Below are 26,584 nucleotides of genomic sequence, written 5' to 3' on the forward strand. Positions count from 1 at the left end.
CGATGCAGACGATGTTCACCGAAAAACAGCTGCAAGACCCGGCGATCCGAAGGTCGAACGATATCCTGCGCAGTTGTGTCCATTGTGGGTTCTGCACCGCGACCTGCCCGACCTATCAGGTGCTGGGCGACGAACTGGACAGCCCCCGCGGGCGTATCTACCTGATCAAGGACATGCTTGAGAATGAGCGTGTTCCGGATGAGAAAACGGTCAAGCACATTGATCGTTGCCTGTCCTGTCTGGCGTGCATGACAACCTGCCCTTCGAGCGTGCATTACATGCATCTGGTCGATCATGCTCGGGAGTATATTGAACAGAACTACAAACGCCCCTTTACGGATCGCGCTCTGCGTTGGGTACTGTCGAAGATTCTGCCCTACCCCACGCGGTTCCGCTGGGCCCTGATCGGGGCCAGGCTGGGCCGTCCATTCCGGTTCCTGATGCCGGATGCGCGGTTGCGGGCGATGCTGGACATGGCACCAAAACACATCCCGCCGGTCAGCCGAAACGACGACCCGCGGAGCTTTGCCGCAAAAGGTCCTCGCCGCAAACGCGTGGCGCTCATGACGGGCTGTGCGCAAAAAGCGCTGAACACCGATATCAACGACGCCACGATCCGCCTGCTGACGCGGATGGGATGCGACGTTGTCGTGGCCGAAGGGGCGGGGTGCTGCGGCGCGCTGACCCACCATATGGGCAAGACCCGCGACAGCCACAAAGCCGCAGAGGCCAATATCAGAGCCTGGATTGCGGAAATGGACGGCGACGGGCTGGACGCCATTGTCATCAACACATCGGGCTGTGGCACGACCGTCAAGGACTATGGCCATATGTTCCGCAATGATCCTCTGGCGGGCGAAGCAGCCCGGGTGTCCGAGATCGCCTTGGATATCAGCGAGTTGCTGGTGCAACTGGATCTGCCTGGTGGCGACGACAAGAATCTGATCGTTTCATATCACGCGGCCTGTTCACTGCAACATGGGCAAAAGGTCAATTTACACCCCAAGGACCTGCTGAAAAAGGCTGGTTTCTCTGTGTTAGAGCCTGTTGACAGCCATCTGTGCTGTGGCAGCGCCGGCACCTATTATCTGATGCACCCCGAAATCTCGGGTAAACTGAAACAGCGCAAGATCAGAACCCTTGAGGCGAAAAACCCCGATGTGATCGCGGCCGGCAATATCGGTTGCATGATGCAGATCGGTTCGGGCACGAAAGTTCCTGTTTTGCACACGGTCGAGCTGCTGGACTGGGCCACGGGTGGCCCAAGGCCGCGGGCGATGCGTCATCGCCACAAAGGTGACCTGGATGTTCCGATCCTGAAGTAAGCGCGGTTGATGCAGCACTGCATCAGTCGTCACCTGAAACAATATCCGGTGCCATCGCCCTATTTTCGCCCCACCCGGCACATAGGAAGGTAGGCCAAAAGCAACGCCGGAGAACCGCTTGCAAAACTGGATCAAGGCTTTAGCGCTGGCACTCATGCCGATGGCCGCCATGGCGCAGGATACCGGGCTGAAAAGCCTCGACACTACCGATGCCGGTCGGGCGTGGATGGCTGTTGGCCGTCTGAACATAGATGGCGCGGGGTTTTGCACCGGGACGCTCATATCGCCGACACTGGTTCTGACCGCGGCGCATTGCCTGTACGACAAGGTGACGGGCCAGCGGATCGACCTGTCTCAGGTCGAGTTTTTGGCGGCCTGGCGCCTGGGTCGCGCCTCGGCCTACAGAGCCGCCCGTCAGGCAGTTGTTCACCCGCATTATCAGTTTGACAATGGAACCTCTGCAGCCCGGATTGGCAGCGACATCGCGCTGATCGAACTGTGGCAACCTATTCGGAACACCACCGTGATCCCCTTTGAAACCGGCGACCGACCTGGTCGCGGCGAAGAGGTAGGCGTTGTTTCTTACGGGCAGGACCGGTCCGAGGCTCCGGCACTTCAAGAGGTCTGCTCGGTCATGACCCGCAGGTCCGAGATTCTGGTGATGTCCTGTGATGTGGAATTCGGGTCATCGGGCGCTCCGGTCTTTTCCTTTGAGGGCGACCGCCCGCGTATCGTGTCCGTGGTCGCGGCCAAGGCCGAGTTCAACGGCCGGCGTGTCGCGGTCGGCACCACGGTCGAAGGGTCCCTCAACTTGTTGCATGCCGAATTGTTGGCAGGACGCGGATTTCATGCCTCCACGCCTCAGGGCAGCAGCAATCGGAATGTCGGGGCTCGGTTCATTAGGCCATGACACGTTTTTTCCTGAATGTTCTGCTGTGCCTGTCGGTCTTGTCGACCGCATCCCACGCCCAAAGTGGCAAGCGCAAACTGACGGACCGGGATGATCTGTATGGTTGGGAAGCGGTGGGGCGTCTGGACATTGGCGACCAGGGGTTCTGCACCGGCACCTTGATTGCGCAGAACCTGGTTCTGACGGCGGCCCATTGCGCGGTTGAGCGCGGGACTGGCGAACCTTACGCCCCCGGCAAAGTGACATTCCGGGCCGGGCTGAGCGATGGTCAATCACTGGCCGACCGCAAAGTCGTTCAGATCGCGGTCCATCCGGATTACGACGACAGCGCGCGCCTGTCTGCCGAGGTTGTCCGCGCGGATGTCGCGCTCATGCGGCTGGAACAGCCCATCCCCTATTCCGTGGCCGACCCTTTTGCCCTGCATAGCGGGCGCGTTGCGGGGGACGAGGTCAGTATTGCATCCTACGGGCGCGGTCGGTCTGAGGCAATCACGCGAGAACGATCCTGCCGCATTCTGCAACGGCGGCAGGGGCTGATCACCTTCAACTGCGATGTCACCTTTGGGTCTTCGGGTTCGGCTCTGCTGGCTCGAAAAGGCCCGCGCTGGCAGATTTTGTCGGTCGTGTCCGCCGTCGGATCAGATGGTCGCCAGAAAGTTGGGTTCGGTATGGAACTGTCTGGAATTGTTAGCGAACTGAAGGCGAGTCTGCGCCGCGATGCTCCGCAACCCAAGGCCGCGATACGCCGTTTGCAGGTTGGATCAGGTAAGTCGAATTCGGGCGCGAAGTTCATCAGCTCGGGCGGGGGTTGAACTCGGTCAAATTGCTACCCATGTGAACTGTACCGGGTCGCCACGAACGGGGCTTGGTATATTCCACCGCCCGTCCAATCGGAGGGCAAAACATACATCGCTCAAACATGAGGATATGACACATGCGTACATTTGATTTTGCACCGCTGCACCGCGCCACTGTTGGCTTTGACCAGATCGCCGATATGATGGATCGCGTTCTGACCAATGATGTGGCTCAGCCCAGCTATCCGCCCTACAACATCGAGAAAACCGATGCCGACACCTATCGTATTTCGGTCGCTGTCGCTGGATTTTCGGAAGATGACCTGTCCGTCGAAGTGAAGGAAAACGCGCTGATCGTTGCCGGTAAGAAAGCCGCCGAAGACAAGGACCGCAGCTATCTGCACCGTGGTATCGCCACCCGCGCGTTCGAGCGTCGCTTTGCCCTGGCCGATCACGTGCGCGTCACCGGCGCGAGCCATGAGAACGGCATGCTGAACATCGACCTGAAACGCGAGGTGCCCGAGGCCCTGAAACCGCGCCGGATCGAGATTTCTTCGTCCAAGGCTATCGAAAAAGACGTGGTCGACGCCAAAGCCGTGAACTAAGGCAGCCGATCACCACGCCGCGGTAATCGTCTCCTCTCTGGATTACCGCACCTTGCGCCCCGCGTTCCTCCAGACGCGGGGCGTTGTGTTTTGGTCAAAGCGTCATTGGTCGATGAATTCGGACCGGTGAATTGAAAAAGGCGTCCACATCGTTGTGGACGCCTTATCTCTGATCCGGAACATGTCGCCGGTGATTGGGCTGCATGACCCGAAAAAGGTTATCAGGCCGCGATCCGTCTTCTGCGGTGGGCTACGAAACCCAGTCCGAGAACTGCGCCACCCAGCAAAAGAATCGAAGGGGGCAGAGGAACAGCGGCAACCTGAATTCCGTCGATCGCGAAGCCGTCATTCAGGTATGCACCTTCACCGCCATGCTTTGAATAGTTGGCGAGCGATATTGCTGCGGACTTGGTCGGGGCGCCGAAATCAATTGTTACCAGCCGGATGTTGCCGTCTGACAATCTGCGACCGTTCCGGATTTCATAACTTTCGCCAGCCGCGGAAATGCGGAGAAATCCCCCCGCATCGCTGGCGTCAGAAATTGCGAACATCAGTTTGCTGAACGATTTGCCACCGGCAAGTGCGACATCCCAATTCACACCCCAGGTATCATTGCTGTCCAGGAACCAGGAACCGCCGTTGGGAGAAATATTTTCGCGCCCAAAGACGCCACCCTCTCGCAAGGCCAGCATACGGCCGGAATTGCCCGGCAAACCGGCAACAGTGTCGCCTGAACCTACACCGCCCAGAGTTGAGAAGGTTCCAACCGAGGTTGAAAACCCGTTGGACACCTCACCCTCTCCACGGGCCGCGCCATGCGTTTCAAAGCCTTCAAAAACCTTGGAGCCAGACCCGAAATTCGATTTGTAAGATGCCTCGGTAAATTCGATCACATCGATCGTCAAGGCGTGGGCGCTGGCGGAGCAAAAGGCCGCGACGCTGGCAGCTGTGAGCATCTTGATGAGTTTCATCTAAAAAGTACCCCACATTGAATCTATAAACTATACTCCAAAATACCAATTTCGTAAAGTTTCGCGCTGGAATACTTCAACGAATTAAGGTGTTACGTGGATTATCCAGTAAGAATGCGAAGATAGTCGTGTTTCTGAATGTGAATAAGTCATCATTTAGAGGCCTTCGCTGAGATAGATTGACTCTACTCGCGTCATGCGGGACTGCATTTGCACAGGAGCTTGGATCGTTTTTTGCTGTCACAGATCCAATCGACCCGAGCATCGCCTCGCCAGGGAGCAGGATGGCCAGACCTTCGATCTTGGCGAGACCATAACCTCCGGTTGAGGTCAGGTCAGCATTGGGTCGTGGACCAGTTGCTTGCAGGCCACGGGCAGCGCGCCGTCCAGCGGGCCCGGGGTCATTTCGGACATTGGGTTGCGGCAGACCGTTTTGGTTACCGCGCGGTGGCCGTGTTGGTTTTCGCGTTCGATGGCACAGACATGGTCGCCGAAGGCTACGGTTTCCAACAAACAACCAAGCCTTTGCCGGGATAGCTGTCGTTCGTTGTGGTTTTGTTATGGTTGCGATTCAGTTTGATGGCAACCACGTCAGGATTGGCCATCGCCCAGAACAGACAGGCGATGGCCGGATCGGATCAGACCGACATGCAGACGTATTTCATCTCGAGATAGTCTTCCATGCCGTGATGGCTGCCTTCGCGGCCCAGACCGGATTGCTTGACGCCGCCAAACGGACCAAGCTCGGTCGAGATGATACCGGTGTTCACGCCAACGATGCCATATTCCAACGCCTCGGCCACTTTGTAGACGCGGCTGAGGTCCTTGGCATAGAAATACGAAGCCAGACCAAAGATCGTGTCATTGGCCATGGCGATCACGTCGTCCTCGTCCTCGAATTTGAACAGTGGGGCCAGCGGGCCAAAGGTTTCATCCTGGGCAACCATCATGTCTTGAGTAACGCCGGTCACGATGGTCGGCTGAAAGAAGGTGCCGCCCAGGTCATGCGGCAGACCGCCGGTCAGAACCGCGCCGCCCTTCGAGGTGACGTCCTCGATATGTTCCTGCACCTTGGCGACGGCATCGGCGTTGATCAGCGGACCTGTTGTGGTGCCCTCGGCCAGGCCGTCGCCGATCTTCAGCGCTTCGACGGCCGTCTTCAGTTTGGCGGCGAATTCGTCATAGACGCCAGCCTGTACATAGATGCGGTTGGCGCAGACGCAGGTCTGGCCATTGTTGCGGAACTTGCACAGCATTGCACCTTCGACAGCGGCATCCAGATCTGCATCGTCGAACACGATGAACGGCGCGTTGCCGCCCAGTTCCATCGAACACTTCATGACCTGATCGGCGGCCTGTTTCAGCAGGATGCGCCCTACCTCGGTCGAGCCGGTGAAGGTCAGCTTGCGCACGCCGGGGTTTTCGCAGAACTCCTTGCCGATCTCGCTGGAGCTTGAGGACGGCAGTACGTTGAACACACCCGCCGGGATACCAGCCTGTTCCGCCAGCACGCCCATGACCAGCGCCGACAGCGGCGTTTCTTTGGCCGGGCGTGCAACAAAGGCACAGCCTGCGGCCAGCGCGGGCGCGGCTTTGCGGGTGATCATCGCATTAGGGAAGTTCCATGGCGTGATCGAGGCCGCAACACCAATCGGCTGTTTCAGCACCATGATCCGCTTGTCGCGCTGGTGACCCGGGATGGTCTCGCCATAGACGCGCTTGGCTTCTTCGCCGAAGAATTCGATGAACGATGCGCCATAGCCGATCTCACCGATGGCTTCTGCCAGCGGCTTGCCTTGCTCGGCGGTCAGAATCTTGCCCAGATCCTCGGCATTCTCCATCATCAGGTCATACCAGCGGCGCAGGATTGCCGCGCGTTCTTTGCCGGTCAGCTTGGCCCATTCCTTTTGCGCAGCCTCGGCCTGTGCAATCGCACCCGCCACCTGAGCGCGGCTCAGATCTGCAACCTCAGCCACGACGTCGCCGCGTGCGGGGTTGGTGACGGCAAAGGTGCCGTTGTCGCCATCCACCCATTGACCCCCAATATAGGCTTTGGTCACCAGCAGATCGGGGTTTTTCAGGATTGATTTCAGGTCGGTCGTTGCGTCCAGCATGGGTCAGTCTCCGGCAGGAAAAAATTTGCGCGCACCCAATCATGTGGTGCGGGTTTTGTCCATGGCCACTCCACGAAGCGGATCACGCCAGATTCGACTGGAAGGGGGCACTGCGGTGGAGGCGCATTTCATCTTTGGATTGCGCTGTCCCGCCTATCTTTTTCCAACCGATTTTGCCAAAGTTCCCCTGATTTGGAGGCCCAAGGGGATGTAAATGTCCGTAACATTCCCTATCTTATTGGGTAAATAAGGAAAATAGGGATAGGAAAGATGTCGAACCAGCAGTTTGAGGCGTTGATTCAGGAAACTCAGGCCAAAGTGCGCGAGAGTCAGTCACAGATCGAAGGCCTGACATCCCGGATCGAAGCGGCCCGCGCCAAGATCGGCACCGCCGAGGCAGATATCGACATCGAAAACGCCACGCTTGAGGATGTGCACGCCCATACCGAGGTGATGAACGCCAATATCGCCGAACTGATCATGGGTCTGGACGACGTCACCAGCGCCTTTTCTAAGGATTTCGACGAGATGCGCTCGAAATCCGGGTGGGAGACGTTTGTCGGCATCTTCTCGAAAGGCAAATCCGAATCGATGCGGCAGGAACGGATGCGCACTGCCAATATCGACGACAAGCTGCAGGACCTGATCGCCAAATCCGACGTGATCGTAAAACTGCTGGAAGGGCAGCTGTCCGTACTGGAAGAGCAGCGCGTGAAGGTCGAGGAGAACCTGACCGTCACGCTGGACGACCGTGAGGCGACCGTGGCAGAACTGGAAACGCTGCGTGCCGAAATTCAGGGCATGGACCCGACGATCATCACGCTGGAAAACAAGATCAGCGTCGAACAGGACGCCGCTGCGCGGACCCAGCTGGAAACCGAACTGGCCGAACTGAACAAGCAATACAACGCCAAGGTTCAGGAAGAGCAGGTCAAACTGGCCAAAAGCCAAACGCTGGAGCGGTATATCGAAAAGGGCAAGACCTGGGTCGATTCCCTGCAGAACCAGGCGGCGACGCAGATGGTGCTGATCAACAAGCTGCAGACAGACACGCAACAGCGCGTGGTGCTGTATGACGCCCTGACCAAATCGCTGAAAACCGCACAGCAACAGGACGTGGCCCACCGCATCAACGAGATCGGCGTACAAACCGACCAAGAGGCGCAAACCGCCATGGCTGCCATCGGCACCGCAACCAATCAGAAAATGGCCGACATGCTTGAGGCGCATGAGGACCACATGGTCTTTGCCCGCGACGTGCTGGAGAAAAAAGCCAAGGCGGATGAACGCTTTGCCCGCCGCTTTGCCTCGATTGTCGAGAAGCATGATAAGAATTTGTATGGGGGCTAGAGTGCCGGAGAAGAGTAATAACGGTCTCTTCTGGATTGGTTGTACTTTAGTAGTCTGGCCATTTGCGGCACTGTACTTGTTAGGCCTCTATGCCAATACCGAATTTGGAAAGGACGTTTCACTGCTTCCGGGCTTCCTCGCCTTATTACTGGGATACGCAAGCGTTCCAATTGGCTTCTTGCTGCTGGCGTGGTTCCTCATCAAAAAATTGACAAGTGCGATTTCTGATTGGCGCTCAAGTACCTCCAATGACTAAACCCACCCACGACCATGTCGGCCTGACCGACACTTTCGCTTCGCGTCGCTATTTCCGCAAATTCGAGGTGATTACCGTCCACCTCTTGCGCGTGGCCGCGACGATGGAGGCGGAGGGCGCGATCAGCAAGCAAGAGGTGCGGATCGTGTCGCGCTACCTCTCGGGGCTGCTCTACACCTTCCGCGCGCTCAGCATGAAATACCTGCTGGTCGGGCGCGATACGGGACGGTTCTTTGGCAGCCTCGCCATGGATAAACGCGACAGCGGGTTTCCGGTGGCGGCAGAGCTGCTGACGATGGCCAATGACGCGCAACAGGCGCAGGTGCATCTGGCGAATATGCCATCCGAGGATGACCTGAAAACCGATATGGTTCGCACCATAATAGGCGATCAGGAAATCCCCACCAAACTGCAATTCGCGTTGTCGCAAAGGCTCTATTACGAGGAATTGCTGAAAGGTCAGCTGTTCTGGTCCCGCAACGACCCCGAATGCCACTGGATCGGGAATGAGGGGGATCGGCGCAGGTTCATGATCCACTGGGCGGTCTATGACAGCCAGATCAACTTGCCGGTCATCTACCTGATGCAGCTTGAGGACAGCGGCAAGACGGCCCTGCCCAAGGATCAGCGCCGCTGGCCCGAGGTGCAGGCGCATCTGATGGCGCAGTCCTTAGGCGGGTTGAAACTGGTGACCATTGCCAAAGGGTTCGATCAGGATTTCGACGACCTGCACCCCAAACACCTGCGCCGCATCCACGTGGGTCCGATGTATTCCTCGGCCTATACCGAGCAATCCGGCCCCCTGCGGCAGGTGCTAGAGGACGCGCAGGCACCCGAAGGTCAGGATTGGGCGCTGGCCTGGACCACGGAAGAGCTGGAAAGCGAAGAAGTCATCGAAGAACGCGCCGGGTGGTTTTCCACCGTCGAACGCGAGGTGTTCGCATTGGACCCGTTCGGCGGGCAGGGGGCCGAGACCGGGGCGACGCGCACCCAGCGGTCGATCATCCTGCCCCAGCGCCCGTTTCAGGTGCTGGCCGAACGCAACCCGCTGGGTTTCGCCGATGTACGCAAATTCGTGGTCAGCAAGACCGGACAGGTGTTGAGGTATTGAGGTTTTCGCCTTCGGCGAGAGTATGTTCGAAAAGATGAAGCAAGGGCTGTTTTGAAATGAGTTTGACGTCAGATCAGATGGAATTGCGCGAAGACGATATTCGCAAACACTATCCGGCTGCGACCGCCTTGCTGAACGGGTTCGAGCACGCGCCGCGTATTGCCAAACCCGTTGAGGCCGCTGTTGAACGGTCTCCGGGCGTGTCGACCGGGCGACGGTTCCGATCTACGACTCCGGGGCTGGTCACACGTCGTACCGTGCGCGCGGACGGCGTGCATCTGGTCGAGCGGATCGAGGCGTCGGACGATGGGGACGCGCTGGTGTCTCCGCCCCAGGCGACCACACAACAGGCGATCCGGCGCGCTATTGCCGTCGCTCTGGCCGTTGCTGAGGCCTATGCGGAACAGACCCCGCTGGCCGATCTGAAACGCGCCAATCTGGCCGGGGACCTGCCCGCTGCGCGCAAGACCGAATTCTCGGAACTGCTGACAGCCGAGGCGCTGATCACGCTACACACCTTCGGCAATGCGCTGGCTTATCTGATGTCCTCGCATCTGGGCGAGACCACCGTTGATATCGGTGAGATCGAAGAGGTTCTGACCGACAATGGTCAACTCGCCCTGCACGGCGCGTTGTGGGAGCTGGACCAGACGCTGGCCAAACACGCCCCCGACGATGCGCATCTGATCGCGGCCACCAGCGCCTATGCCGAGCAACTGATGGAGAAGGCCGCCCTGCGTGCCCAATCCGCAGGCCATCTGGCCCCGTTCCAGAACGCCGCCTGGCATATCGAGGCGGATGACCTGACGATCCGGGGGTTCGAGCCCGCCTCCAAGGCCAAATCCACAACCCTGACCATGACGTTCAAGAAACCGAACGAGGTGGTCGGCAACCATATCGCCAAGTATCAGGCGATGAAGCTGGCCAAGATGGTGATGGCCTATGATTTCGACCGCCGCCTGAACCCGTTTGCCGAGCTTGGCGGGTTCATCTTTACCTTCATGGGCGATGGCAAACCGGGCACCGGCAAAACCACTCTGATCCAGATGATGGCCGGGCTGATCAACGACTATTGCCAGCACGCGGGCTATCCGTTCCGCTATCAGAACCTGAGCACCGACAATATCGACAGCTATCAGGGCAAATCCGGCCAGAACGCCAAGGCCTTTATCAACACGATCATCGACCCCTCGGTCATTGGCTTTGGCACCATCGACGACATCGACCAGTTGGCAGGCAAACGCGGCGACCGGCAGTCGTCAGCCGGACAACTGGAAATCACCGCCGTTTTGATGGAGAGCTTCGCTGGCGCAAACACCGTCGTGCGCGGCAACTGCACCTTTGGCATGTTCTCGAACTACCCCGAGAATGTCGACGACGCTCTGCGTCAACGGGCAGGCGCTCGGTTCCTGGTGGACGGGCCGCAGACGCGCGAGGATTACATCGACATCCTGCACCTGCTGATGGGCCGCAACCACGACATCCCATTGGGCGAGCACGAAGCCTATGCCGCGCAGGAAATAAAAAAGGCCGTCGCCGCCAGTTTCGAAAGCCATTCCCACCCGCATGAAGAGGCTCTATTGCAGGTCTACGACCGCGTGTCCGGCGATATCGGCCAGATGGACACCATTGCCAAGCTGGGCACCTACCTCAAGGCGATCCAACAGGCGGATGAGCGGTTCACCGGCCGCGCGATCAAGAACATCACCGACGCGGTCAAGGTCCGGGCGATGGATTTCGAACTGCCCGACGAGTGGATGGAAAACCCCGACCTGTTCCTGTTCCGCGACTACGACACCAAGAAGGCCATGATCGAGGACCTGCGCCAGCCGATCACGGTCGAGATGGTGATCCAGGAGATCAACCGCTACGCCGACAGCGAGTTCCGCTATGCCGACAAGAACGACGAGGTCGCCATCGAGAATGCGGTGCGTGAGATGGGCCGGATGGAAGAGGCCAAGCGGCGGTATCTGGAGGGGAGATGAACTTTTACTATTGGAGTATCCCTTTTCCGTTCGTCCTATTCGCCTGTGCGGTCGCGATACTCATCCTACTGATATGTGCTGGGGTAAACGTTTCTTCGATTCATAGAAGGTGGAAAGTAGCAAAATGGCGATGGAAACGGCTCGACTCATTAGTGAGGACGGGCGCGATTATCACTCTAGTTTTTTTGCTGACCGTAGCTTTTCTCTCAGGTTTACCTACAAACAAAGATACTGAGGAAGGCGTTCCGAAACTCGAAGCTTTCATCAAGTCTAAACCGAATGAGATCGGTGACGCTCTTGCTGGCGTTTCCAGTACGCTAGCGTTTTTTTGGCTAATCTTGACTGTGATGCTGCAGGGAAAACAACTTTCTGCGCAAAAGCGCGAGCTCACTCTCACTCGTCTTGAGTTCAAGAAGATGTCAAAGGCTCAAGAAAAGCAGGTCGAAATTATGGATGTACAAAAGAACATCTTTGAAAAGGAGCAAAAGCAACGGGAAGAAGTCGAGGCCAAAGAAATTCTTGAGAGCCTAAAGCAGCGACTATTCAAACAATCAGAGTCTCTTCAAGAGGCTTATCTTAGGTGGCATTTGAAAGAACAAGAAGAACGTCGTTACTTGCGGATTGAGTGCTGGGATGATGGCATAGAAGAAAGGATAGGTGAATTCTGTGCAAGCTTAGCTGCGGCGGAACAGGTCTTAATTCCCACAGAAACCACTAGAGAGCGTGAGTTTTTCGAGAGACCGAATCTTCCGCAAGAGGCTTCGTTTATTGAAAACACTCTTAGAAAAATAAAGAGTGTTTTGCCTAGTCTTTCTGTAGCTGAACGGAACCGGGCACAAGACTTAGGGTTAGACCGAGCGGTCGATGACTGGTCCGCTTTGGCTCGACAAAAGGAAATCTGGAGCGATAGCGAAGCATGATCCGCCTCATCAAAAAAGGCCTGATGTTCGGCAACCTCGTCCACATCTCCAGCCCGGCTCTGGTCGAGCGGTATAACCGCGCGTTGCAGCATCTGGCGGGCAAGACGACGGCGCTGACGGATTTTCATGTCGATATCTCGGGCTATTCGCCGGAGGTGGGGATTGAGCTGGAGGATGAGCTCTACCTCAATCCCAACGGGGTCAACCGGCAGTTCATCCTGTTGACGACCGAGCAGAAGCGTGCGCCGCTGCTGAACGTCAAATTCTCGACCTCACGCGATATCCTGCGCGAATTCATCGAGATGAACGAGGCGCAGCTGTTCGCCCTGACCGCAACCGATGCGGTGGCTGGAGAGTTGGTGAACTCGGTCATCAAACTCACCACCCCACGCGACCTGTTGAACTTGCGCAAGATCGAGATCGAGGCCGACACCGCCGGCGGCACCCTGCGCAAGGCACAGCAATTGGCGGGCATGGTTGAGCAGTTCAAGGCAAAAGAGGACGCTTGGTTCGACGACGTGCTGATCGCCAGGATGATCGAAACGGCCAAGGAAACCGGTGACGTCACCCGTAATCCCGTACGTCTACGCCACACCGTGTTTGAACAGAAAAATTTCTGGACGGCGCATTTCGGCGGGCTGTATCTGTTCCCGGACATGGACCACCCCGCCGCGATCTGCATGGGCGACAAGCCCGACGATCTGCCAGTCAAATACGCATTCGACCCGTCGCAGCGGAACCAGATCGCGAAGTTCCTCGACTATAACGATCTGGTCGAACCCATCGTCAAAGCGCGCAGCGTGGACGCCGCCGCGATCCTCCAGCAGAAGATGGACTTCCTGACGATCGACGCCGCGGCGGATGCCGATGTCGACCTGACTGGGCTGGACCGCAGTGACATGCGTCGGCTGGCCCGCAACCATGCGGACCGCTTGCCCGAGGCCTACCATGGCCTTACGCAATTGTTGCGCTGGGCGACGGATGGGGGGCCCTGGCCGCGCATTACATCGGATCATCCGGCCTACTTCTATACGCTGCGCGCCGCTAATACGCCGAACCGTGATCTGGTGAACATGCTTTTGGCTGAGCTTGCCCCGCTGGACCCGCGCCAGATGTTCATCTGCCATAAGGAATTGTTCTACCGTACTTACGCGCGGTGGCCCGAAGCCAAGAAAGCCTATGTTGCCGACTTCCTCGCGCGCGAGTATCAGGTGGACAAAGCGGGCGCCCGCGCCGCACTGTTCGGGCATGAACCTGACATGAGCGGCAACGACCGGATCAGCGATGACATAATCGCCCGCGTCGGACCCTGGGGCGCGGTAGGGAGAAGATAGATGTTCGTCGCACTTCGTTTTCTGATCCCACTGCTGATCGTTCTGACCATCCTATACGTTGGCGTGTCGATCTATTCCCGCTGGGTGCGTCGCGGTAAACTTATCGCGCATTGGGAGAAAAAAGGTATGACCGGCGATCGGGACGCGTTTGTCCAACGCGGTCTGCGCAAATACGACGGATCGTTTCGCAAGAAGCTGATCCTTGGGATCTACATAGTGCCATTGAGCCTGATCGCGATCCTGATTTACGTCACGAATTTCATGTGAGGGTTTCGCTTATGCGTTACATCAAATGGGCTATCATCATTCTGTTCTGGGGCACGGTCGCCTCGGTATTGAACTATACCTTGCCGCAACATGATGTGGTTCGGATTTCAGATACTTACGAAAAGCGCATCGATCCTGGCGAAAACAGTATTTTCTGGTCGGTGCAGGACGTTGGCAGCGATCCCACAACACCGAACCGGGACGTATTCTTCATTCAGACCCGCAAGGCCAATGGCAAAGTCATGGTCTACCGGAACGAAGATACCGGCTGGGGATGGCCGCCCTATTTCAAGCTGAACTCCTCGAATCTGCAGGCCGAGGCGGCTGATCTCAAATCTACCGCGGAAGCCCCCCGGTGGGCTGTCGTGCGCCACTATGGCTGGCGCAGCGAGTTTCTGTCGATCTTTCCGAACGCTGTGAAAATCTGGCAGGTCGACAACCCGGATGTCCGAATCATCCCGTGGTTCAACATAATCTTTCTGACCGTGTTCTTTGCTCTGCTCTGGGCAATCTGGGTGCGCTGGCGCAGATTTCGTGCGGCGCGCGTAGATCCCATGCTCGAAAACATGGAGGATGGCCTGTACGCCGCCGGCGACGCAATCGAGGAACGCAGCGGCAGATTCAGGAAGTGGCTGAACAGCTGGAAATCAAAGTGATAACGGCGGGGGTCACTTGACCCCGTCATTGCGTTCCAATCTGACCGGAATGGCAGCCGGGTTCTTCAGCGGACGACGAACTCGGCATGCAGCGCGCCCGCGGCTTTGATCGTCTTCAAGATGTCGATCATGTCGCGGGGCGAAACGCCAAGCGCGTTCAACCCGGCCACGACCTCGGAAAGGGTGGTGGCTTCGGGTATCTCGGCCAACCCTGTTCCTTCTTCTTCTTCGATCCCTGCAAATGTTCGGGGAACGACAACCGTTTCGCCGCGCGCGAATGGGTTGGGTTGAACCGCTATCGGAGCCTCCTCAACAGTCAGCGTCAGATTGCCCTGCGAAACTGCAACCCGTGAGATGCGCACTTCCTGCCCCATAACAATTGTACCCGAGCGCTGGTCGACGACGACCCGTGCTTTGGTTTCCGGTTCCACCAGAATGTTCTCGATCCGACCCAGCGCGTGAGCTGTCGAAATCGCCTGCGTTGCGGCGATGTTCAGTTCAACAGTGCCAGAATCCCGCATGATGGCGACGGCCCGGTTGAACTCGGTGTTGATGGCGGATTCAATGCGGCCCGCAGTTGTAAAATCCGGCTCCCGCAGGGCAAGCCGCATTTGGGTCAGCGTTGACAATTCAAACTCGATCTCACGTTCTACCCGCGCGCCCGACGGGATAACACCAGAAGTGGGGACGCCCCTGACGACCGAAGCCGCTTCACCCTCGGCCACCGCACCACCGGCCAGAACGGTACCCTGTGCCACCGCGTAGATCTGGCCGTCCGCCGCATTGAGCGGCGTCATGATCAGAGTCCCTCCCAGCAGACTCTTGGAATCTCCGATGGCGGAGACCGTCACGTCAATCTGCCCGCCGACCCGCGCAAACGGGGGCAGGCTGGCCGTCACCAGCACAGCCGCCACGTTTTTGGGCCGAAAATCCTCACCCGTAACGTTCACACCCAGCCGTTCCAGGATGTTCGACATAATCTCTTCTGTGAAAGGCGAGTTTCGCAGCCCGTCACCAGTGCCGTTCAGGCCGACAACCAGGCCGTACCCGACCAGATCGTTGCCCCGGACCCCGTCGAAATCCACAAGGTCCTTCAGCCGGATCGCGCCAGCGGACGCAATTCCGGGGAGCAACATCAATAGGAAAGCCAAAAGTTTCATCTCAGGAAATTCACCAGCGACAGGTTCGCATTGCGAACGGTGACGGAATACAGGCTTTCCAGTTGAAACTGGACGGTTTGCAATTGCGCTGCGGTTTCGTAGGGATCCGCGGCAATCAACTCATTCCGGCTGTATTCCAGGCTTGTCTGCGCCGCGCTGTTGCGTGTCGCGGCCTGTTCGATCCGAGCCTCGGCTGCACCCACCTGAGCCCGGAGGTTCACGATTTCGTTCTGCGTATTGGCCAGATCGACACCCAATTGAGTAAACAAGGCCGTGCGTAGACCCGACGGTAAATTCAGGGCATTGTCGGACACCAAAGCGGCCACAGCGATATCCCGCAGGGCATCCTTGATTGCAGGATCGGTTGCCGTGAGGGGAATGCTGACACGCTCGTTCTCAGATATCTGCATCGGCGCAAGCGAGGTATCCGAACCCTGATAGATCACCGCATCAAACCCGGCCGGATCATTAAACCAATCTTCAGCCGCCTGCCTGATATCTGTCACGGTGGTCAATCCGGTCAATTCAGTCTCTAAAGCGCCCAAAAGCGTGTCCGCGGAGGGCAGGGGCGAGACATCGGTCGCCACGCCGGAAAACAGGCTGCGACCTCCCGCGCGCGTGTTCAGTGCCGATATGATCGTGTCCAATTCGTTACGTGCCTGAACCGACGCATTTTCATGGCTGACCGCCTGGTTCGACGTTCCAAAAGACAGCAGGGATGAGGCAAACTCGGTCACCGACTCACTGACCGTCGTCAGGCTCAGTTGCATGGCATCCGTGAACAGTCCGGCCTCGGCGGTCGAGACCCGAAACGCGTCCAGCCTGGACAAGCTGCGATCCAGGTCCAACAGGTGAGAATAGTCCCCATCCAGACGGCCCGACACGTCCTGAACCTTGCCGGTGGACACTTCATAGGAAAGGGTTTCGATCTGGCTTTTGATTTCAGTGGAACGGCTTCGCAGGGTCATCCCGCGCGCCAGATCACCGATAGACGTCAAATTCATCATCACAACCTCAATAGAGTATCCATGAGTTCATCCACCACCGAAATGATCCGCGCATTCGCGGCATAGGCCTGCTCGATCTGCATCAGGCGCTGCAATTCCTGATCGGTATCCACACCCTGTTCGGCCTCGATTTGCGCCATTTCCAGCCGGGCGCTGTTGGCAAAGGTCAGGCGCTGGCTGGCGGTATGGGCGTCCGCCCCGGCTTTGGAGAGCAGTGCCTCGGTGATTTCGGCGGCGCGCATGTCGCCTGTGCCAAAGACCGCACCTGCAACAGGACGTGCGTCGCTCAGAATTGCGCCGAAGGCCTGCAATTGTGTGGCGTCGCCCGGATCACCAGGGGTCGCCGCGCCAAGCCCCGCCCGCAGCCTCCAACTGTCGCCGCCGTTGTCGGGATCGACAATTGTGTTCAGGCTGATGCGAGACGCAAGCCCGGCCGGGGCGGTCACGTTGAACCGGTTGCCGTCATCGTTGAAAAGACCCGGATCGGTCGGCAGTGCAGTGGGATCCAGACCAGGTGTTTCAAACCGTTCGATCAGATCTCGGGCGACCGTATCCAGATTGGTCTGAGCTTCAACCGTCAACTCATCGCGGATCTGAAATTGCGCCGCCAACGCCCCCCCGCGTATCTGAGCGCTGTCACCGCTGGTGCGAACAGGTTTTCCGTTCATTTCCAGGCCCGACAACAATCCGTTTGCCACCGTCATGTGCGGTTTGGTGTCCCCGGTTGTTGTAAAGGAGAACTCGGCGGCTGTGTTTTCGAGCAGAATCAAGCCGCCATCAGAGTAGAGTGAGACCTGATCGTTTGCCCGCGGAACCACATTCACCGGGATCAGTTCGTTGACCTGATCAATCAGCACCTGCCGCTGGTCCAGTAAGCCTCCAATATCCCCGCCTGAATACTTGATTGCCGGTATTTTGGCGTTCAGTTCTTCGATATCCTTCAAGGTTTGGTTCAGGTTATCCACCTGCTTGCCGATTGTCCGATCCGCGTCCGACCGCAACTGCCGCAGTCCTTCGGACGCCGCGTTGAGGCCTGTTGCCAGGTCGCGTCCAGTGCGGGCAACCTGATCCAGCCGTTCAGCCGAATCCGGCAGGCTTGCCGCCGTTATCAGGCTGTTGTCGAAATCTGCCAGCCGGGCGGATAGCGAGGTCGCCTCATCCGCCGTGCCCACGAGGGTTTCAAACCGAGAGTGAAAGCCGGAGATGGTGGTTTGATGCGCCAGATCAGCGTCGGTCGTGCGGCGATTGGCAGTCAGGACCGGATCCTGATGCCGGACCACGCCGACCGTCCGCACCCCGGTGCCCGAAATCGTGTTTGTCGTTAGTTCCAGTGACCTGCGCGCATAGCCTGGTGTCAACGCATTGGCGATATTGTCCGAAACAACCGACGCGCCGCGACCTGCGGCCGTCAGGCCGCTCAGGGCGTTGTTGAATGCCGTCGTCATGTTCATGAGACCGGCCCCTTTCCTGGGTCAAAACCCAAATCAGCGTTTGATATTTGTCGTTTCCTGCAGCATTTCGTCCACAGTCTGAATCACCGTGGCGCTAGAGGAATATGCGCGTTGGGTCTGAATCAATGAGGTCAGCTCGGTCGCGATGTCCGTGGTCGATTCCTCGCGCGCGAAGGACACGAGATCTCCGGTCGGGCCCTGACCTGCATTCCACAGGAAGAAAGTGCCGCTTTCCCGCGATGGGGCGTAGGTCTGGCTGTCCATAGCCGTCAAACCGTTGGGGTTGGGAACATCGGCCAGCGGAATCTGGAACATACGACGGCTGACACCCGTGTCATAAAACGCGTAGACATAGCCGTTCTCATCGACCTGAACACTGGTCATCGTGCCCACCGCCGATCCGTCACGGGTGATCGACACCGGCGCGAAGGTGTCGGACAGTTGCGTGATTCCGTCCGCGTCGCCGATCAGGCCAATATTGATCTCCATCGGGCCACCGGCAACATTCACGACCACGCTACCGGTTGCGGGGTCATATGCGCCGCCTGACACAGCCGTCACGCTGGCCAAAGTCCCACCCGCCGTCCGACTGTCGGTAAAGGTCAGCGTGTATTCCCCGATGACCGCCCCGCCCGAGGCCGAATCGCGCAGGATCATGGTCCATTCATTGCTGGTTCCGGTTGCGGGAACGGTTGGCACGAGCTCGATATCGACGCTTTCGGATTTGCCCAGGTTATCGAAATATTCGACGGACAGAGGCTGAGTGTCCCCAGGCGCCCCGGCATCCGTCGCCGCTGCGGGCAGGTTCATGCGCAGGTTCATCTGTGTGGTCGGGGCGCCGGACAGCTGATTGACGCTCAGCTGGATGGGTTCCAGCGCGGCAGGCGTGTCACGCGGGACCGAAGGAATCGAACCGTCCGGGTTGGCGCGCCAGCCCAGCAGGACAAGGCCGGATTCAGTGACCAGATATCCTTCCTCATTGGTGCGGAACGAGCCGGTCGTGGTCAGAAGCATCTCGTTGGACCCGCCTGCAATCTGCGAGCTGGGGCGCACGGGCAGCATACCGCGGCCACGCACGGCCAGATCGGTTGAATTGTTGGTGGTGACCAAAGACCCCCGCTGATCGATCAGACGCTGGCTGGTGGTTCTGACGCCACCCGCCGAATAGCTGCCGCCCTGGCCGGAGGTGACCATGGAATGGAAATCCGTCTCGACCCGTTTGTAGCCGAAGGTCGAAGAATTGGCGATATTGTCGGAAATTGTGGCCAACCGGTTGGCGTTGGCCTTCAATGAGGCCACACCGGCGTTCAGCGAAGAGGAAATTGTCATTGGCACGCCCTTCTGTTGCGTCAATCGTTGATGCAACAGCTAACGCGCCGGGCCTTAACAGCGCGCTAACAGGTAAAATGCGTTCTATCCAATTGCCCTCAGGTGTTGCGCAGAAAGATGATCTCGATCCTGTTGTTCCGAACCGCCATCGGGTTTTCGTCGGACAGTTCCCGGTCGGCGTGGCCGGTGACGCGATCCAGCCTGAGTGCCGTGACACCCTTATCCTCAAGCAACTGTCGCACCACTTGCGCGCGTGAAGTCGACACATCCCAGGACGGATCGCGCGCCAAAACGACTGGTGAGGCGCTGACGTGCCCCTCGACGGCCACGTCATTTGCCACCAAATCAGAGGACCGCGCCACCACCAGTGCCAGAGCACGCATCATCGGTGTCGGCTTGTCCGTACCGGATTCGAAAAGCGGTTGCGCGTCGGTATCAAACAGCTCGACCACCAGGCCCTCATCCGTGACGCGGGTGACGATATGTTTGAGCAACTTGTCCGACACCATGCTTTCGCCGGTGCGCCCCAATAGCTGGGCTTCCAGTGTGGAGAAATCCTCGGACATTTCCTTGCCGCCATCGGGATTCACTCCGATCGATCCCCGCGCCTGTCTGGCGATGGTGGGGTGCCGCTTGGCAGCACCCGATCCGTCCATCACCATGGTCAGTTCCGAGAACATATTGTTGCCGCCAAAGGCGCCATCGCCGCCGCCCGAGACCGGATTCACCGGAATCGTGGGCGAAAAATAATCCGCCAGCCCCTTGCGTTGTTTTTCAGTCGTCGCGTTCAGCAGCCACATCAACATGAAGAACGCCATCATGGCTGTGACAAAGTCGGCATACGCGACTTTCCACGCGCCACCGTGGTGACCATCGCCACCTGACACACGTTTCTTCTTGATGATGATTGGCGCCGCATTGGATTGCGCACCCATCTCCACCACCTTTTTTTGTCACCCGGCTACCGGGGTAGCAGCGCAGGTCTTAAGGCTGGCTTAACACTTAAAACTGTTCGGACTTCTTTAAACTGGCAGGTTGGCTGTCGCCCGCCGCAGGATCAGTTGCAGGCGGTCGAAGCTGTTCTTGATGCCAACAGCTTCGGTCTTGCCAAAGAAAGTGTCGAGTTCCTCATGCACGCGCACCGCCTGATCCAGCAGCGGGTCCGCGCCTTCGGCATAAAGACCGGCCTTGATCATGACCTCGGACTGTTCATAGCTGCCGACCAGCTTGCGGGTTTCCGAGATCATCCGGTTTTCTGCCTCGGACGCCGCGCCCGGCAGGCTGCGCGAGACCGAGCGGCTGAGGTCGATGGCCGGAAACCGCCCACGCTCGGCAATGTCACGGCTCAGCACGATATGGCCGTCCAGAACCCCGCGCAGGATATCCGCCACCGGTTCGTCCATATCCGATCCGGCGACCAGAACGCTGAATACGGCGGTTATATCACCCTGATTGGCGGTGCCGGGCCCCGCCCGTTCACATAGCCCGGCAATCAGGGGCGTTACCGACGGTGGAAAGCCGCGTAACGATGGCTGCTCACCCATCGCAACGGCGATTTCCCGATGCGCTTCGGCAAAACGCGTGACCGAATCGGCCAGAAACAGCACGTTCAGCCCCTGATCGCGCAGGTATTCGGCCACTGACATTGCCGACCATGCACAGCGCCGCCGCGCCAGGGCTGACTGGTCCGAGGTGGCCGCCACTATGACCGAGCGCTTCATCCCCTCGGCCCCCAGCGCGTGTTCGACGAAATCGTTCACCTCGCGCCCGCGCTCGCCCACCAGTGCGACGACCACAGCATCTGCCTGCATTGAACGCGCCAACGTCCCCAGCAGCGTGGATTTACCCACACCCGACCCTGCAAACAGGCCGATTCTCTGCCCCTGCACCACAGGCAGCATGGTGTTGAGTATGGCCAGCCCGGTCTCCATCCGCGCACCCAGTGACTTGCGCGCGACGGCGGGGGGTGGAGCACGCATGATGTCCTGTTCCTGCGCGCCCGTCAGCAGGGGTTTGCCGTCCAACGGTTTTCCGAACGGATCGACCACCCGTCCCAGCCAGTGCATTCCCGGGGCAAAAGCGGGGGTCTGTTCCAGAATCACCGGGTCGCCGAGACAAACTCCATCAGGCGCGGCGCCGGGCAACATGTGGGTCAGATCAGAATCAACGTGCAACACTTCGCCCGGCAGTTCCGGCCCGCCGCGCCGCCGCAACGTGAGATGATCACCGATACGGGCCTGTCCCTCGAGCCCCTGTATTTCAATGACGCCACCCGCAACCCCTGACACGCGACCCATATGGCGCGTGGCGGACAGCCGGTCGAATTCGCATTTCAGAAGCATCGGGTCGAGATCGGACATCGTGGGTTCTCCAACGGGTTTCTGAAAACGCTTTCTAAAGGATTCGGGGTTAAGCCTTGATTGAAATTGATCGAGGGAGAAGCCCCGATGTTCTATGACCTGAACGTCTTTAAGACCGCGTACGCAATGGCAACCCATGCCGGGCAACGGCAGGCCGTCATCTCGCGCAACATGGCCAATGCGGATACACCGGGATACCAGCCCCGTGATGTCGAGGCCTTTCAGAAAACATTTGAGACCCCGGGCCGTGACGTCACCATGATCGCCACGCGGCAGGGCCATCTGCACGGCGACAACGGCCCGCAGATCTGGGCCGAGTTTGAGGCCGAGCCTTCGGGTGAACCCAACGGCAATGGTGTGTCGATCGAGGAAGAGATGCTTAAGGCTGTCGAGGTCAGGCGCCAGCATGATCGCGCATTGGCGATCTACAAATCCTCCATGAACATTCTGCGCAGCAGTCTGGGCCGGGCATAAGGGGTCGAAAGTTGAGTGATTTTTCCCATTCGCTGACTGCATCGGCCAGTGCCCTGCGGGCACAGGCAGCGCGGCTACGCCACGTGTCCGAGAACATCTCGAACGCTGATACACCCGGTTATCGCCGCAAAACGGTTCCGTTCGAGGCCGTTGAAAAAGACGGGCAAGAGATGATGCTGGCCGGGCGTGTCAAGTTGGACCGCCGTGAGTTGTCGCGCATCCATGATCCAAGCCATCCGATGGCCGATGATACCGGCTATTACCGGGGCTCGAATGTCGATCTGATGATCGAGATCGCCGACGCGCGCGAGGCGCAGCGCAGCTATGAAGCCAACCTCAAGATGTTCGATCAAACACGTCAGATGTCGTCGAGCCTTATGGAACTCCTCAGAAAATAAAGGACACCCGAATGGATATTCGATCCCTGAACGCTGCGCAGAACTATGCCGTTGCACGCCCCGCAACCCAGGCCAACCCCGATCACGCCGGAGCGGCACAGGGGCTTCGGTCGACCTTTCAGGACTTCACCACAACGCTGAAACATTCGGAGCAGATGTCCGAGGCGGCGATGACCGGTCAGGCCGACCCGCATGCGCTGGTGCAGGCGCTGGCGCAAACCGAGCTGGCGGTGGAAACCGCCGTCATCGTGCGCAACAAGGTCGTCGAGGCTTATCAGGAAATCTTGCGGATGCCGGTCTGACGCAATGCTGAGCGAAGGTCTCTTCTATGACATCGTGCGTCAGGCGCTGTGGGTCGCGGTGATCACCTCGGTCCCGATCCTGGCAGTGGCTTTGGTCTCGGGCCTGATTGTCGGTCTGTTCCAGGCGCTGACCTCGGTGCAAGAGATGACGCTGACCTTCGTTCCCAAGCTGATCGCAATCGTCGTCGTGTTCTGGATTTCCATGGGCTTCATGACGCAGACGCTGGTCACGTTTTTTACAGGAACGCTCATCCCACTGATCGCAGGAGGTCGCTGATGGATACCGCCTATGTCACCCTGTCCCGCCAATCCGGGCTGATGAACGAAATGCGGCAGGTGGCGAACAATATCGCCAATGCCAACACCACCGGATACCGCCAGCAGGGGCTGGTGTTTTCCGAGTTTGTCCGCGTCATGCCCGGCAACCCGTCGCTGTCGATGAGCCGGGCTGAGGTGCGAAACACCTCGCTGCAACAGGGTTTGCTGACCGAGACGGGTGGGCAGTTCGACTTTGCCATCGAAGGTGACGGCTTCTTCTTGGTTGAAACCCCCGCGGGCAATCGTCTGACGCGCGCCGGCGCCTTTGCCCCCAGCGCCGAGGGTGATCTGGTGACGATGGATGGCCACCGAGTGTTGGACGCAAGCGGCGCCCCGCTGTTCATCCCACCGGACGCTGCCTCGATCGACGTGGGCAGTGATGGCACGCTCAGCGTCGAGGGTCAGTTCCTGGGACAGATCGGTGTCTTCCGCGTGGCTGACCCCAAGACACTGGTGCGGGAAGGCAGCACGCATTTCAGGGCCGATGGCGACATAGATCCCGTGGATGAGCCCGTCGTCCTGCACCGTTTCCTTGAAGGATCCAACGTCAACGCCATCGAACAGGTCACCCGGCTCGTCGAAATCCAGCGCGCCTATGAACTGGGGCAGAGCTTTCTGGAAAGTGAGGATGAGCGTGTCCGCGGGGCTCTCAAGGCGCTGATGCGCTGACTTAAAATCGGAGATTTATGACATGCGTGCTTTGAAAATCGCAGCCACGGGGATGACCGCGCAGCAGATGCGGGTCGAGACGATATCGAACAACCTGGCGAACATGAACACCACCGGCTACAACGCGCGCCGGGCCGAATTCGCGGATCTGCACTATCAGCAGATGGCGCGGGCAGGAACGGTAAACGCCAATGACGGAACTGTTTTGCCGACCGGTGTTCAGCTGGGCCTGGGCGTGCGTCCAGCCGCCGTAACGGTGCAGTTGGCCCAGGGCGCCCTGTCGGCCACCGGCAGCGATCTGGATGTGGCCATCGAAGGGCGTGGCTATCTTGAGGTCACATTGACCAACGGGCAATCGGGCTTTACCCGAGACGGTAGTTTGAAACGGTCGGCCGAAGGTCTGATCGTAACTTCGGACGGCTACCCCGTGGCTCCGGAAATCACCATTCCCGACGATGCCCGGTCGATCTCGATCAATGGTTCGGGCGAGATTTACGCCTATTTCGACGACGCCCCCGAAGGGCAGTTGCTGGGCGAACTCACGCTGGCCAGCTTTTCCAATGCCAAGGGCCTCGAGGCGATTGGCAGCAACCTCTTCAAAGAAACCGAAGCCTCAGGCGCACCTGTCGTTGGCAACCCGGGTGAGGATGGGTTGGGTACTTTGCGGCAGGGTTATCTCGAAGACAGCTCGGTGGACGCGGTGCGCGAAGTGACCGAACTGATCGAGGCGCAGCGGGGATATGAGATGAACGCCAAGGTCATTTCCGCTGTCGATCAGATGATGGGCGCAACGACACAGGTGCGGTGATGCGATTTCAGCTCCTATTAGTGGTTCTGCTGGGGCCGATTTCTGTTCAGGCTGAAATTGTCGTGCCGACCCGCACTATTCGCGCCAAAGAGATCATCTCGGCGGGCGATCTTGAAATCAAAGCTCAGCAAGTGCCAGGCGCGGCCTCAAACCCTGATGTGCTGATCGGGCAAGAAGCTCGCATCGCCCTGTACCCCGGGCGTCCTATTCGCGAAGGCGATGTTGGCCCCCCTGCATTGGTGAACCGAAACGACCTCGTTGTTCTGGTTTTCGACCGCCGACCACTGTCGATCACGGCAGAGGGCCGTGCATTGGGCCGAGGCGCGGTCGGGGATCGTATTCGGGTGATGAACCTTGCATCCCGCACGACTGTGACAGGCTTTATCCGGCCGGACGGCCAAATTGAGGTGAAATGATGCCAAAATTTTCAAAGTCTCTGTTGTTTGCCGTTCTCGCTGTATCTGCCTGCGGGCGTGTGGATCATCTGGGAAAGCCACCCAGTTTCACACCGAATGAAGATTCTCCGGAACATGTCGCTATGCTATGGCCCGGCCTGCCCCTGCACACGCATCCCCAGCGCAATGTCGACAGATCCTCGCTTTGGAGTGGAGGGCAACACTCGCTGCTGGGAGATCAGCGGGCGATCAAGAAAGGTGATATCCTGACAGTGGTGATCGAACTGGACGAGAAAGCGGAAATCTCCAACGACACTGAGCGGTCCCGCTCGGGCTCGGAAAGCCTTGGCGTCGTAAGTTTGTTTGGATTGCCGCAACGTGCCGCCGAGCACTTGCCGGACGGGGCATCGCTCGCGGATGCCGTTTCAATTGATTCCGCCTCGGAAAGCAGTGGCGAGGGGTCGGTGAAGCGCAAGGAAAAACTAACACTGCGAGTCGCCGCGACCGTGATTGACGTGTTGCCAAATGGCGTGCTGTCGATCGCGGGTTCGCAGGAATTGCGTGTCAATTTCGAACTGCGAGAGCTTTTGGTTACCGGTTATGTGCGGCCTCAGGATATTTCGCGCCAAAATGAGATCACTTATGACAAAATCGCCTCGGCGCGTGTGTCCTATGGCGGGCGCGGACAGATCACCGACGTGCAGCAACCCCGTTACGGCCAACAGATTCTGGATGCTGTGTTGCCATTCTGAGGTGTGGACATGATGAAAATGCTGATACCCGTTGTTTTTCTTCTGGTCGGCCTTGGTGTCGGCATAGGTGCCGGAGTTGTTTTGTCGCCGTCCGCTGAGCCGAAAGAGGCTCTGGAACATGCCAAGTCCGGGGCCAAGCCGGAAAAGGCCGAAGATAAATCGGTCAAATCGAAATCAGACCTGGCCAAGAAGCAGGACAAGCAGGGTGAGTTTGAGTACCTGAAGCTGACCAAACAATTCGTCATTCCTGTCGTGACCTCAGACCGCATCGCGGCGCTGGTCACCATGTCCCTGAGTCTGGAAATCACTCCTGGCATGACCGAGGCCTTCTACGCGATAGAGCCAAAGCTGCGGGACGGTTTTTTGCAGGTCATGTTCGATCACGCCAACGCAGGCGGCTTCGACGGCGCGTTTACCGAGTCTGACAACCTGGAGGTATTGCGCAAGGCTTTGTTGGAAGTGGCGCGCAAAGATCTGGGCGATGATGTTTCGCAGGTTTTGATCATGAGTGTCAGCCGCCAGGATACCTGAAACTGGCGGGTCCCAGGCGCACCGTGTCT

The 26,584-nt window shown here is 58.5% G+C and carries 30 protein-coding genes; 21 read left to right on the forward strand and 9 right to left on the reverse strand.

Going from position 1 to position 26,584, the window contains the following annotated elements; all coding sequences use genetic code 11:
* The first annotated feature begins 2 nt into the window (after nucleotides 1-2).
* The 4 genes from glcF (at nucleotide 3) to GOX66_RS07720 (ending at nucleotide 3,637) form a co-directional block, all read left to right on the forward strand.
* On the forward strand, nucleotides 3-1,325 hold the full coding sequence (gene glcF / locus GOX66_RS07705) for a glycolate oxidase subunit GlcF (protein WP_170761261.1): 1,323 nt from the start codon (nucleotides 3-5) through the stop codon (nucleotides 1,323-1,325).
* A gap of 118 nt (nucleotides 1,326-1,443) precedes the next feature.
* A complete protein-coding gene (locus GOX66_RS07710) occupies nucleotides 1,444-2,235 on the forward strand; it encodes a trypsin-like serine peptidase (RefSeq protein WP_237212535.1) in 792 nt (263 codons plus the stop codon).
* Nucleotides 2,232-3,047 (forward strand): trypsin-like serine peptidase, encoded by an 816-nt coding sequence (locus GOX66_RS07715; protein ID WP_170761263.1) that lies wholly within the window; start codon nucleotides 2,232-2,234, stop codon nucleotides 3,045-3,047. Before GOX66_RS07710 ends, GOX66_RS07715 begins: the two co-directional genes overlap by 4 nt.
* Nucleotides 3,048-3,169: 122 nt before the next feature.
* Nucleotides 3,170-3,637, forward strand: a complete 468-nt coding sequence (locus tag GOX66_RS07720) for an Hsp20 family protein (RefSeq protein WP_170761265.1) — start codon at nucleotides 3,170-3,172, stop codon at nucleotides 3,635-3,637.
* 221 nt (nucleotides 3,638-3,858) lie between these two features.
* Here the strand turns inward: GOX66_RS07720 and GOX66_RS07725 are convergent, their stop codons facing one another.
* The 3 genes from GOX66_RS07725 to GOX66_RS07735 all read right to left on the reverse strand — a co-directional run bounded on the left by GOX66_RS07725 (nucleotide 3,859) and on the right by GOX66_RS07735 (nucleotide 6,722).
* Nucleotides 3,859-4,608: a hypothetical protein gene (locus tag GOX66_RS07725; protein ID WP_170761267.1), complete on the reverse strand. Its 750-nt coding sequence runs from the start codon at nucleotides 4,606-4,608 to the stop codon at nucleotides 3,859-3,861.
* Between the two features lie 330 nt (nucleotides 4,609-4,938).
* Nucleotides 4,939-5,118 carry a hypothetical protein gene (locus GOX66_RS07730; protein ID WP_170761269.1) on the reverse strand — a complete coding sequence of 60 codons (180 nt, stop codon included), beginning with the start codon at nucleotides 5,116-5,118 and terminating at the stop codon, nucleotides 4,939-4,941.
* A gap of 128 nt (nucleotides 5,119-5,246) precedes the next feature.
* Entirely contained in the window at nucleotides 5,247-6,722 is a 1,476-nt protein-coding gene (locus GOX66_RS07735; RefSeq protein ID WP_170761271.1) for an NAD-dependent succinate-semialdehyde dehydrogenase, read from the reverse strand.
* Between the two features lie 270 nt (nucleotides 6,723-6,992).
* On the opposite strand from GOX66_RS07735, the gene GOX66_RS07740 reads away from it, so the two are divergent.
* The 8 genes from GOX66_RS07740 to GOX66_RS07775 are packed head-to-tail and all read left to right on the forward strand — an operon-like array spanning nucleotide 6,993 to nucleotide 14,601.
* Complete coding sequence (locus GOX66_RS07740) at nucleotides 6,993-8,072, forward strand: coiled-coil domain-containing protein (protein WP_170761272.1); 1,080 nt, start codon at nucleotides 6,993-6,995, stop codon at nucleotides 8,070-8,072.
* Between the two features lies 1 nt (nucleotide 8,073).
* The gene (locus tag GOX66_RS07745; RefSeq protein WP_170761274.1) at nucleotides 8,074-8,328 is read left to right on the forward strand and encodes a hypothetical protein; all 255 of its coding nucleotides are present in this window, start codon (nucleotides 8,074-8,076) and stop codon (nucleotides 8,326-8,328) included.
* Nucleotides 8,321-9,439, forward strand: coding sequence for a hypothetical protein (locus GOX66_RS07750; RefSeq protein WP_170761276.1), 1,119 nt, complete (start codon nucleotides 8,321-8,323; stop codon nucleotides 9,437-9,439). Before GOX66_RS07745 ends, GOX66_RS07750 begins: the two co-directional genes overlap by 8 nt.
* A gap of 56 nt (nucleotides 9,440-9,495) precedes the next feature.
* Complete coding sequence (locus GOX66_RS07755; RefSeq protein ID WP_170761278.1) at nucleotides 9,496-11,424, forward strand: AAA family ATPase; 1,929 nt, start codon at nucleotides 9,496-9,498, stop codon at nucleotides 11,422-11,424.
* Nucleotides 11,421-12,344 (forward strand): hypothetical protein, encoded by a 924-nt coding sequence (locus GOX66_RS07760; RefSeq protein WP_170760765.1) that lies wholly within the window; start codon nucleotides 11,421-11,423, stop codon nucleotides 12,342-12,344. The genes GOX66_RS07755 and GOX66_RS07760 overlap by 4 nt, the downstream gene beginning before the upstream one ends.
* On the forward strand, nucleotides 12,341-13,678 hold the full coding sequence (locus GOX66_RS07765; RefSeq protein WP_170761280.1) for a DUF6638 family protein: 1,338 nt from the start codon (nucleotides 12,341-12,343) through the stop codon (nucleotides 13,676-13,678). The genes GOX66_RS07760 and GOX66_RS07765 overlap by 4 nt, the downstream gene beginning before the upstream one ends.
* Nucleotides 13,679-13,945: a hypothetical protein gene (locus GOX66_RS07770; protein ID WP_170761282.1), complete on the forward strand. Its 267-nt coding sequence runs from the start codon at nucleotides 13,679-13,681 to the stop codon at nucleotides 13,943-13,945.
* Between the two features lie 11 nt (nucleotides 13,946-13,956).
* Nucleotides 13,957-14,601: a DUF1523 family protein gene (locus GOX66_RS07775; protein ID WP_170761284.1), complete on the forward strand. Its 645-nt coding sequence runs from the start codon at nucleotides 13,957-13,959 to the stop codon at nucleotides 14,599-14,601.
* A 65-nt stretch (nucleotides 14,602-14,666) separates the two neighbouring features.
* Here the strand turns inward: GOX66_RS07775 and GOX66_RS07780 are convergent, their stop codons facing one another.
* The 6 genes from GOX66_RS07780 to GOX66_RS07805 form a co-directional block, all read right to left on the reverse strand.
* Complete coding sequence (locus GOX66_RS07780; protein ID WP_170761286.1) at nucleotides 14,667-15,761, reverse strand: flagellar basal body P-ring protein FlgI; 1,095 nt, start codon at nucleotides 15,759-15,761, stop codon at nucleotides 14,667-14,669.
* Nucleotides 15,758-16,768, reverse strand: coding sequence for a flagellin (locus GOX66_RS07785; RefSeq protein ID WP_237212536.1), 1,011 nt, complete (start codon nucleotides 16,766-16,768; stop codon nucleotides 15,758-15,760). The genes GOX66_RS07780 and GOX66_RS07785 overlap by 4 nt, the downstream gene beginning before the upstream one ends.
* The gene (gene flgK, locus GOX66_RS07790; protein WP_170761288.1) at nucleotides 16,768-18,219 is read right to left on the reverse strand and encodes a flagellar hook-associated protein FlgK; all 1,452 of its coding nucleotides are present in this window, start codon (nucleotides 18,217-18,219) and stop codon (nucleotides 16,768-16,770) included. The genes GOX66_RS07785 and flgK overlap by 1 nt, the downstream gene beginning before the upstream one ends.
* A gap of 33 nt (nucleotides 18,220-18,252) precedes the next feature.
* Nucleotides 18,253-19,548: a flagellar hook protein FlgE gene (locus GOX66_RS07795; RefSeq protein ID WP_170761290.1), complete on the reverse strand. Its 1,296-nt coding sequence runs from the start codon at nucleotides 19,546-19,548 to the stop codon at nucleotides 18,253-18,255.
* A gap of 98 nt (nucleotides 19,549-19,646) precedes the next feature.
* Entirely contained in the window at nucleotides 19,647-20,483 is an 837-nt protein-coding gene (locus GOX66_RS07800; protein ID WP_170761292.1) for a flagellar motor protein MotB, read from the reverse strand.
* Nucleotides 20,484-20,570: 87 nt separating this feature from the next.
* Nucleotides 20,571-21,908 carry a FliI/YscN family ATPase gene (locus GOX66_RS07805; protein WP_170761294.1) on the reverse strand — a complete coding sequence of 446 codons (1,338 nt, stop codon included), beginning with the start codon at nucleotides 21,906-21,908 and terminating at the stop codon, nucleotides 20,571-20,573.
* 87 nt (nucleotides 21,909-21,995) lie between these two features.
* On the opposite strand from GOX66_RS07805, the gene GOX66_RS07810 reads away from it, so the two are divergent.
* Genes GOX66_RS07810 through GOX66_RS07850 form a run of 9 tightly spaced genes read left to right on the forward strand, consistent with a single transcriptional unit; the run spans nucleotide 21,996 to nucleotide 26,555 of the window.
* Entirely contained in the window at nucleotides 21,996-22,382 is a 387-nt protein-coding gene (locus GOX66_RS07810) for a FlgB family protein (RefSeq protein WP_170761297.1), read from the forward strand.
* Between the two features lie 11 nt (nucleotides 22,383-22,393).
* Nucleotides 22,394-22,780 (forward strand): flagellar basal body rod protein FlgC, encoded by a 387-nt coding sequence (flgC, locus tag GOX66_RS07815; protein WP_170761299.1) that lies wholly within the window; start codon nucleotides 22,394-22,396, stop codon nucleotides 22,778-22,780.
* Nucleotides 22,781-22,791: 11 nt separating this feature from the next.
* Entirely contained in the window at nucleotides 22,792-23,082 is a 291-nt protein-coding gene (gene fliE / locus GOX66_RS07820; RefSeq protein WP_170761301.1) for a flagellar hook-basal body complex protein FliE, read from the forward strand.
* 4 nt (nucleotides 23,083-23,086) lie between these two features.
* Entirely contained in the window at nucleotides 23,087-23,359 is a 273-nt protein-coding gene (locus tag GOX66_RS07825; RefSeq protein ID WP_170761303.1) for a flagellar biosynthetic protein FliQ, read from the forward strand.
* Nucleotides 23,359-24,069 (forward strand): flagellar hook-basal body complex protein, encoded by a 711-nt coding sequence (locus tag GOX66_RS07830; RefSeq protein ID WP_170761305.1) that lies wholly within the window; start codon nucleotides 23,359-23,361, stop codon nucleotides 24,067-24,069. Before GOX66_RS07825 ends, GOX66_RS07830 begins: the two co-directional genes overlap by 1 nt.
* A 22-nt stretch (nucleotides 24,070-24,091) precedes the next feature.
* Nucleotides 24,092-24,877 carry a flagellar basal-body rod protein FlgG gene (gene flgG, locus GOX66_RS07835; protein ID WP_170761306.1) on the forward strand — a complete coding sequence of 262 codons (786 nt, stop codon included), beginning with the start codon at nucleotides 24,092-24,094 and terminating at the stop codon, nucleotides 24,875-24,877.
* Nucleotides 24,877-25,293, forward strand: a complete 417-nt coding sequence (flgA, locus tag GOX66_RS07840) for a flagellar basal body P-ring formation chaperone FlgA (RefSeq protein WP_170761308.1) — start codon at nucleotides 24,877-24,879, stop codon at nucleotides 25,291-25,293. Before flgG ends, flgA begins: the two co-directional genes overlap by 1 nt.
* Nucleotides 25,293-26,024 carry a flagellar basal body L-ring protein FlgH gene (gene flgH / locus GOX66_RS07845; protein WP_170761309.1) on the forward strand — a complete coding sequence of 244 codons (732 nt, stop codon included), beginning with the start codon at nucleotides 25,293-25,295 and terminating at the stop codon, nucleotides 26,022-26,024. Before flgA ends, flgH begins: the two co-directional genes overlap by 1 nt.
* A 9-nt stretch (nucleotides 26,025-26,033) precedes the next feature.
* Nucleotides 26,034-26,555 carry a flagellar basal body-associated protein FliL gene (locus tag GOX66_RS07850; protein WP_170761311.1) on the forward strand — a complete coding sequence of 174 codons (522 nt, stop codon included), beginning with the start codon at nucleotides 26,034-26,036 and terminating at the stop codon, nucleotides 26,553-26,555.
* Nucleotides 26,556-26,584: the final 29 nt, after the last annotated feature.

This window comes from Ruegeria lacuscaerulensis (genome assembly GCF_013031245.1).
Classification (GTDB): domain Bacteria; phylum Pseudomonadota; class Alphaproteobacteria; order Rhodobacterales; family Rhodobacteraceae; genus Ruegeria; species Ruegeria lacuscaerulensis_C.